The organism is Streptomyces sp. NH27 (genome assembly GCF_056859195.1).
This window is the reverse complement of the sequence record NZ_JACEGK010000377.1, coordinates 1-7,843: the sequence shown is the minus strand read 5'-3', so window position 1 is coordinate 7,843 and position 7,843 is coordinate 1. Positions and strand designations below refer to the sequence as shown.

Below are 7,843 nucleotides of genomic sequence, written 5' to 3'. Positions count from 1 at the left end.
CGCACGGCCAGACCTTCTACCACTGGGTGGAGGGCCGGCGGGTGCGCGGCACCCTCCAACTCGGCCAGCCCGCCTGGATCGCCGAACGGCTCGGCCTGCCCGTCGTCGCCGACCTGCGCCCGCGCGACGTCGCCGCCGGCGGCCAGGGCGCCCCGCTGGTCTCGGCCGTGGACGTCCTGCTCCTGGCCGGGCTGCCCGGCCGCCCCGGTGCGCTCAACCTGGGCGGCATCGCCAACCTCACCACCGGCGGCCCGGCCCCGGTCGCGTACGACATCGGCCCGGCCAACGCCCTGCTGGACGCGGCGGTTTCGGCTGCGACGGGCCTGGCGTACGACGCGGGCGGACGGCTGGCCGCCGGCGGCCGCGTGCGGGCGGGGCTGCTCGCGGACCTGCTGGCGGAGCCGTACTACCGGCTGCCGCCGCCCAAGACCACCGGCAAGGAACTGTTCCACGGCGGCTATCTCGACGGCTTCCTGGCCCGGCACCCGGGGCTGTCCACGCCCGACGTGCTGCGGACGCTGGTCGCCCTGACCGCGCGGACCTGCGCGGACGCGGTACGCCGGCACGGCCTCGACACGCTGCTGGTCTCCGGCGGCGGGGTGCGCAATCCGCTGCTGGCGGCGGAGTTGAGGCGGGAGTTGCCCGCGGTGCGGGTCGCGCCGAGCGACGAGGAGGGGTTGCCGTCGGACGCCAAGGAGGCCATCGCGTTCGCGGTCCTGGGCTGGCACACCGCGCACGGCCTGCCGTCCACGCTTCCGTCCTGCACGGGCGCCGACGGCCCTCGGGTGCTCGGGGCGATCGTCCCGGGCGCGGCCGGCACCCGCCTGCCGGCACCGCTCGGGCAGCCGCCGCGCGCCCTGCGCGTCCTGCGCTGAGTGCTCGCGTGGTCGCACCCCCCACGTGCCCACGTGCCCACGTGCCCACCTGCCCGTGCGCACGGCGGCCGGTCCCGGGCGGCCGGCGGGAAGACGCGGACCGTTGCGAAGCGGCGGCGTACGCACCGTCGCCGGTCGCCCGCCTTCCGCGTACGGTGCTGCCCTATGACATGTGCTCGCCATCCGTACGCCAACGGCCGTTCAACCGCGGCGCGGTCAGGTCGCGGGCGGGCCGGCCACCTGGAGCAGGAACCGCGCCGCCGGCGTCAGTCCGGTGAGGCGGTGCGGCAGCGCGCTGTCGTAGTGCAGCGAGTCGCCCGCGGCCAGGGCGTAGCGCTCCCCGCCGACCTCCACCCGCAGCCGCCCGGCCAGCACGTGGCACAGTTCCTCCCCCGGGTGGCTGGTCACGAAGGCGTGGTGGGCCGGGGTGCCCTCGGCCAGGACCGTCTCGAAGCGGCGGGCACCCGGCGCGGTCAGCGGATACGTCCGGCCCTCGCCTTCAGCCCACTGCCGGCCGCCGCGGGCCGGGCGGTAGGTCGTCGTCAGCGCGACGGCCGCCCGTGGCCGGGACGCGGCACCGCCCGGGCCGCCCAGCAGCACCGACAGCGGCGTCTCCACGGCCTCGGCGATCCGGTGCAGGGAGTCCAACGTCGGGTTGGCGAGGCCGGATTCCATCTGGCTGAGGAAGCTCTTGGACAGGCCGGTGCGTCCGCTCAGCGCGTCCAGGGTCAGGCCGAGCCTGCGCCGGCTCATGCGCAGACGCCGTCCCAGCCGGGCGGCCGACGCGCTACTCTCGCAGCCCGGTTGACGCGCCCCACGGGGCCGATCCGCCATGACGTCCCCCTTCCCCGCGCAGCCGCGGCTCCGTTGGACATGACTACTTATCACGACAGCCGGGCATTTCGTAGGGTACGGCGGGAATTCTCCGGATCGGCCGGCACATGCCCGCGGGAGGTGTGAGCGTTGGCATCGCACGCGTCGTCCTGGCTCGACCCGCTCGCGACGCTCTCCGACGCCGCGCGGGAACTCGGCGACGGCGAACGGGCCCTGTTCGCCGTCCTGTCGGCGGACTACCCGCACACGGCGCTGCTGCGGCACGACGTCCTGCTCGAACGCAGCGGCGGCACCCGCCGCGAGCTGCACCGCCTGCTGACCGCCGCGGGCTTCCGCGACCTGGCCGAACTCCAGGCACGTGTCACCGAAAAGCTCAACGGCGACCTGCGCAGCCCGCTGGCCCGCTTCCAGACCCGGCTCAACCCGGCGGCGCGCGCCGGGATCATGCCGCGGATGACCGTCCTGGAGTCCGACAACGTGGCCACCACGCTGAGCGAACTCGACGACAACGGCGCGCTGGTCGTGGCCGTCGACGCGCTGTTGGCGGCCAGGCGGCGCTGGGTGACGGGCGCGCGGCGCAGCCACGCCTTCGCGTATCTGCTGGCCACCGACCTGTCCGTGGTGCTGGGGCAGGTGGCCCTGGTGGGCGGTCCGGCGGGCCGGGAGATCGAGGCGCTCACCGACGCGGGGCCGCATGACGTGCTGGTCGCCTTCGGGCTGCGCCGCTACGACACCTCGACGCTACGGCTGGCCGGCGCGTTCGCCGACGCGGGGGCAACCGTGGTCGCGGTCACCGACGACGCCGGCGGCCCGCTCGCCGCGCGCGCGGACATCTGCCTCACGGCGGCGACCGCCAGCGTCTCCTACTCCGACTCCCCCACCGCGGTGACGACGGTCGTGCACGCCCTCGCGACCCTGACCGCCGCGCGCTCCAAGGCCGCCGCCCGCCGCCTGGCCCGCCGCGAACAGGCGGTACGCCTCATGGCGTCCTACGCCGAGGACTGATCCCCTTCCCATCCGCCCCGCCCGGCGCGTCGCCCGCGCCTGCCCGCGACGCGCCGGGCGCCGACGCCTCGTCAAACAGCAGGATTTGCGCTCAATACCGGTGTTCGGCCGCGCCGACCTCCGCACAGTTGGCCGTGCACCGACAATCTTTGCGGGTGCCGGGCCATAATGTGCCCGGGTTCGCCACCTGTGGCGAGCTCCGACTCCTGTTGCTCATCTGCTCGTCAACTCCGCGACGGCCGAAGGCGGTCGGGACCGTACACACTGCAGGGCGCACCACCGCACCGTACCCGTACGACAGGCCGCGACTGCCGGGACGGCCGGACCGCCTCGGTCCGGCACTCCGGTGGCAGGCCCGGCCGGAGGCCCCTTGGCCCAGCTCTTCACCCGCCCACGTCGCCCACGTCGCCCACGGCTCCCGGCCCGGGCGCCGGCCGCGCTCGTGGCGGCCGCCGCCTGCGCCGCGCTGCTGGCGGCCGGCGGCACGCCGGCGATCGCCGCACCCGACCACGGGGCGGCCGGTTCCACGTCGTCCTGGCTGCCGCCCACCCCCGACCAGTGGCCGCTGGTGGTCGACGAGAAGACGACCACGCCACGCACCCTGACGCACGGCGTCAGCAACTACTCCGACACGCTCCAGACCGTCGGCGGGGCGCAGCGCGCGCAGGTCCTCGACGTGTCCCTCGCCGACCGGAACGTGCGGCTCGGCGTCGTGGAGTCGCACGACCGCCTCACCGACCCGGCCGACGAGGTGCCCTCCTCGATGGCGCACCGCACCGGCGCGGTCGCGGGGATCAACGGCGACTTCTTCGAGATCAACGCCAGCGGGCGGCCCGAGGGCATGGTGGTACGCGACGGGCGGCTGCTGAAGAGCCCGGAGCCGAGCCGGCCGGCGGACTTCCTCGTGCACCGCGACGGGACCATCGGCATCGGCACCGAGACCTACACCGGCACCCTGACCGACCGTACGAACGCGGCGAGCACCACGCTCACCGGCGTCAACGCGGTGGACGACCTCGGCGCGGGCGCGCTGCTGCGGGTCACCGCCGACCTGGGACCGACGTCCATCGCGGCGGCCACGGTGGTCGCCGGGCACCTGGGCGCCGACGGGACCACGCTGACCGTGGACTCGGTGCACACCGGCGTCACCGACCTGCCGCAACTCGCCGACGACCGGCAGGATCTGGTCGGCTCCGCCGCGTACGGCGACTGGCTGACCGCTCATGTGCACGCCGGTGACCAGGTCACCACCACCGACAGCCTGGCGCCCGACAGCGATGTCGTGCAGGCGCTCAGCGGCGGCGCGATCCTGGTCAAGGACGGGCAGCGCGCGGTGCCGCTCCAGGGCGGCGGCGACAACAACATCGACAACCCGGTGACCGCGGTCGGCGTGACCAAGGACGGCAAGCACGCGATCTTCGCGGCCTTCGACGGCCACCAGGCCGAGGGGGTCGCGCAGGGGCTGACCCGGCCGCAGCTCGCGGGCTGGATGATGCAGCACGGCGCCTACGACGCCATCCTCTTCGACGGTGGCGGCTCGACCCAGATGGTCGGCCGGCTGCCCGGGCAGGCCCAGGCGTCGGTGCTGAACACACCGTCGGACGGGCACGAACGGCCGGTCGCCAACGGCCTGTTCCTCTACAGCCGTGAGGCGGCGGCCGGTCCCGCGACGCGCGCGGTGGCGAACGGCGGCAAGCCGCTGACCGCGCTGGCCGGCACCGCGGTGGACGTGCCTGCGTACGCGCTGGACCGGGCGGACAACCCGGCGGCGGACCCGGTCACGCTGAGCGTGAGCCCGCCGGGTCTGGCCACGGTGCACGGCACGACGTTGACCTTCGCCGACCGGCCCGGCCACAGCACCTTGCACATCCGGTCCGGCCACGCGTCCTCGACGGTCCCGCTGTCGGTGGTGACCGGCGTGCACACGCTCAGCGTCACACCGTCGCAGGCCGATCTCGGCAACGGCGCGACCCAGGCGCTGGCGGCGACCGCGACGGCGAGCGGCGGCGCGGCGGTCAGCCTGCCGCCCGCCGCGGTGAAGTGGTCCGTGGACAGACCGGAGTTGGGCACCGTCGGCGCCGACGGCACCTTCACCGCGGCGGCCGACGGCACCGGCATGGTCACGGTGACGGCTGCCGCGGGCGGCGCCAAGGCCACCGTGTCGCTGGCAGTCGGCTCCACCACGGTCCCGGTGGACCCGCTGACGGACCTGTCGAAGTGGTCGGTGACCAGCAACTACATGAACGTCTACCCACGCAAGGTGCCCAGCCCCGGCCCGCACTCCACCACCAACGGCAGCATCGCCCTGGACTCGTCCACCACGGCCAGGACCGGTGACACCGGCTCGATGGACGTGCACTACACGTACCCGAACCAGACCGGCACCTACGACCTGAGCGTCTACCTCAACGACCCGAGCAGCGAGCAGATCCCGCTGCTGGGCGGCGACCAGGCGCCGATCGGGCTCGGCGTGTGGGTGAAGGGCAACGCCGACCTCGCCTCCCGGCCGGGCGACGGGCTCGCGCCGGGCATCGTGACCCTCAACGTCGGTATCTGGCAGGCCAGTAACCAGCCGACCAGCTTCTACCCGACCGGCATCACCTTCGACGGCTGGCAGTACGTCGTGGCGAAGCTGCCGCAGGGCCTCCAGTACCCGCTGCGCATCAACTACCTGGGCCTGGTGACCATCAAGCCCGGCCCGGACCTCACCGGCGACATCCACCTCGCCGACCTGGAGGCGCTGTACTCGCCGCGCCCGCCGAAGCCCGCGACGTACACCGCGATCCCGAAGAACCCGTCCTGGCTGCAGTTCACCGACGCGTCCTCCTTCCGGCCCGGCGGCACCACGGTCGCCGCGTTCGACGACGCGCACACCACGGCGGCCACGCCGGGCGCGACCGGCACGGTGGCGCTCAAGTCGCTGCCCGGCGTGTTCGGCGCGCTGCCGGCCGCCGCCCGCCCGCAGCAGGTGCAGGCGCTCGGCGACATGTCCGACAACGGGACGACGGGCGACCTGACGAACCTGCGCACCCTGATGGACGGCCTCGGCGTGCCGTACCGGGACGCGGTCGGCAACCACGAGATCACCCAGGGCGCCAACCCGGAGAACGGCGACTTCACCAGCGTCTTCGGCCCGACGCACTACGCGTACGACGCGGGCGCGGCACGGATGATCGTGACCGACAGCGGGCACATCGGCATCACCGCGTCGGACGCCTTCCAGGTGCCGGACGAGGGCGAGTCGCAGTACCTGTGGCTGGCCCGGCAACTCGACGCGAACACCAGGAAGGTCGCGGTCGTGATCACCCACACGCCCGCGTACGACCCGCATCCGCGCGCGGACAGCCAGTTCACCGACCGGTGGGAGGCGCAGATGTACGAGGCGCTGGTGCAGCGGTACCAGCGCACCCATCCCGGGGTGCACGTGCTCATGATGTTCGGGCACGCGCGCGGCTTCGCCGAGGACCTGCGCGAGCCGGACGGCACCGACGCGCCCGGCGGCATCCCGAACTTCGTGGTCGCCGACCTGGGCACGCCGCCGTACGCCACCCCGGACCAGGGCGGGTTCTTCAACTACGGCCTGTTCCACATCCTGCCGGACGGCACCGTGCAGTTCGCGGTGCAGCCGCTGCTCGCCTCGGTCGCGGTGACCGCGCCCGCGCCGTCCCTGGCGCGCGGCGGGAAGGAGCAGTTGACCGCGACCGGCACCTCCATCGCGGGCGACGACCTGCCGGCGCTCCAAGTGCCCGTCCAGGACCCGGTGTCGCGCCGCTGGACCAGCTCCGACCCGCACGTCGCGACCGTCGACGCGGCCACCGGTGAGGTGACCGCCCGCCGTCCGGGCACGGCGCGGATCAGCGTCACGGCGGGCGGGATGACGGGGACGGCGACGGTCACCGTAACGGCCAGGTGAGTTGACCATCGGCCGGCCTGCCCGACCCGGCTCGGCCACGCAAGGGGCCCGTCCCGCACTCCCCCGATCGGGGGGGCGCGGGGCTGGCCCTGAGTCGTCGTCAGGACCGCCACAGGCTCTGGGGCGCGGTCAGCGTCGGACGGTCACTTCGGCGCGGTCCCGGGCGGGCCGACCGAGCCGCGTGGCTGGGCGACCGGCGGCAGTACCCGGCGCCGGCTGCGCTTGCCCGCGGTGATCGCCTTGACGGTGCGCTCCACCACCAGGTCGACCAGGAGTTCCACCGGCCACCGGTAGGTGGACAGCGGCGGCGTCAGCAGGCGCGACAGCGGGTGGTCGTCGTAGCCGACCACGGAGACGTCGCCGGGCACCTCCATGCCCAGGTCGCGGGCGCCCGCGTACACGCCGTACGCCATCGAGTCGGCCATGCACAGGAACGCGGTCGGCGGGTCCTGCCCGGTGAGCACCGCGCGGGCGATCGCGGCGGCGCCGTCCAGGTCGTGCGGCGAGCGGTGCAGCGTGACATGCAGGCCGAGCCGGCGGGCCACCCGCTCGGCCACCGTCTCGGCGGGGCGGTCCGGCGTGGTCAGCCCGCCCGGTGTCATGACCGCGATCCGGCGATGGCCGACGGCGGCCAGGCCGTGCAGCGCATCGGTGATCCCGGCCTCGTTGTCGAAGACGACCTCGGCGTGGGCCGCGGCACCCGGCAGCCCGTCGCCGATGGAGATCAGCACGGTCCGCTCGGCGACCTCCGCCCAGTGCGTGGCGGTGGGGTCGACCGGCAGCACGATGAGCGCGTCCACCCGCTGGTCGGCGAGTTGCGAGGCGAGCGTCGCCTCCAGCGCCGGGTCGTTGGAGGCGTCCACGATCAGGGCGTGCCGGCCGTCGCCGAGCAGTCGCCGGCCGAGCGCCGCGGCCGTGGCCTGCTGCCACACGTCCGTGAGGGAGCGGCAGAGCACGCCGATGTAGCCGGTACGGCCGGAGGCGAGGGCGCGGGCGATCGGGTCGGCCTGGTAGCCGAGGCGTTCGGCCGCTTCCCGCACCCGCTGCTGTGTCTCCGGGGGCACCTGCATCCCGCGCAGCGCGTAGGACACCGTGGCGGTGGAGAGCCCGGTCTCCTCGGCGAGATCGCGCTGGGTGACCCTCGGTGGTCGTTGCGGCACGGGGCCAGTGTAGGGGGCGCACTTGACGGAGTCGGGCATTAAGCGCTTCACTGAAG

5 protein-coding genes are annotated in these 7,843 nt (G+C 74.4%); 3 read left to right on the top strand and 2 right to left on the bottom strand.

Annotated features, from left to right (window positions below; genetic code table 11):
* Nucleotides 1–875 (top strand): anhydro-N-acetylmuramic acid kinase (locus AC13HU_RS26330; RefSeq protein WP_483044439.1); only part of this gene is annotated, 875 nt, incomplete at its 5' end.
* A gap of 216 nt (nt 876–1,091) precedes the next feature.
* Here AC13HU_RS26330 and AC13HU_RS26325 read toward each other — a convergent pair.
* Nucleotides 1,092–1,709 (bottom strand): helix-turn-helix domain-containing protein, encoded by a 618-nt coding sequence (locus AC13HU_RS26325; protein ID WP_483044438.1) that lies wholly within the window; start codon nt 1,707–1,709, stop codon nt 1,092–1,094.
* A 129-nt stretch (nt 1,710–1,838) separates the two neighbouring features.
* Between AC13HU_RS26325 and AC13HU_RS26320 the strand changes: the two genes are divergently transcribed.
* Nucleotides 1,839–2,714 carry a MurR/RpiR family transcriptional regulator gene (locus tag AC13HU_RS26320; protein WP_483044437.1) on the top strand — a complete coding sequence of 292 codons (876 nt, stop codon included), beginning with the start codon at nt 1,839–1,841 and terminating at the stop codon, nt 2,712–2,714.
* 370 nt (nt 2,715–3,084) lie between these two features.
* Nucleotides 3,085–6,627, top strand: a complete 3,543-nt coding sequence (locus AC13HU_RS26315; RefSeq protein WP_483044436.1) for a phosphodiester glycosidase family protein — start codon at nt 3,085–3,087, stop codon at nt 6,625–6,627.
* A 143-nt stretch (nt 6,628–6,770) separates the two neighbouring features.
* On the opposite strand, the gene AC13HU_RS26310 is transcribed toward AC13HU_RS26315, so the two are convergent.
* Nucleotides 6,771–7,787, bottom strand: coding sequence for a LacI family DNA-binding transcriptional regulator (locus AC13HU_RS26310; RefSeq protein ID WP_483044435.1), 1,017 nt, complete (start codon nt 7,785–7,787; stop codon nt 6,771–6,773).
* Between the last annotated feature and the right edge of the window lie 56 nt (nt 7,788–7,843).

What these genes read in the sequence shown, in the direction of transcription:
- AC13HU_RS26325 (WP_483044438.1), bottom strand. Translation starts at nt 1,709, where the DNA reads ATGGCGGATCGGCCCCGTGGGGCGCGTCAACCGGGCTGCGAGAGTAGC.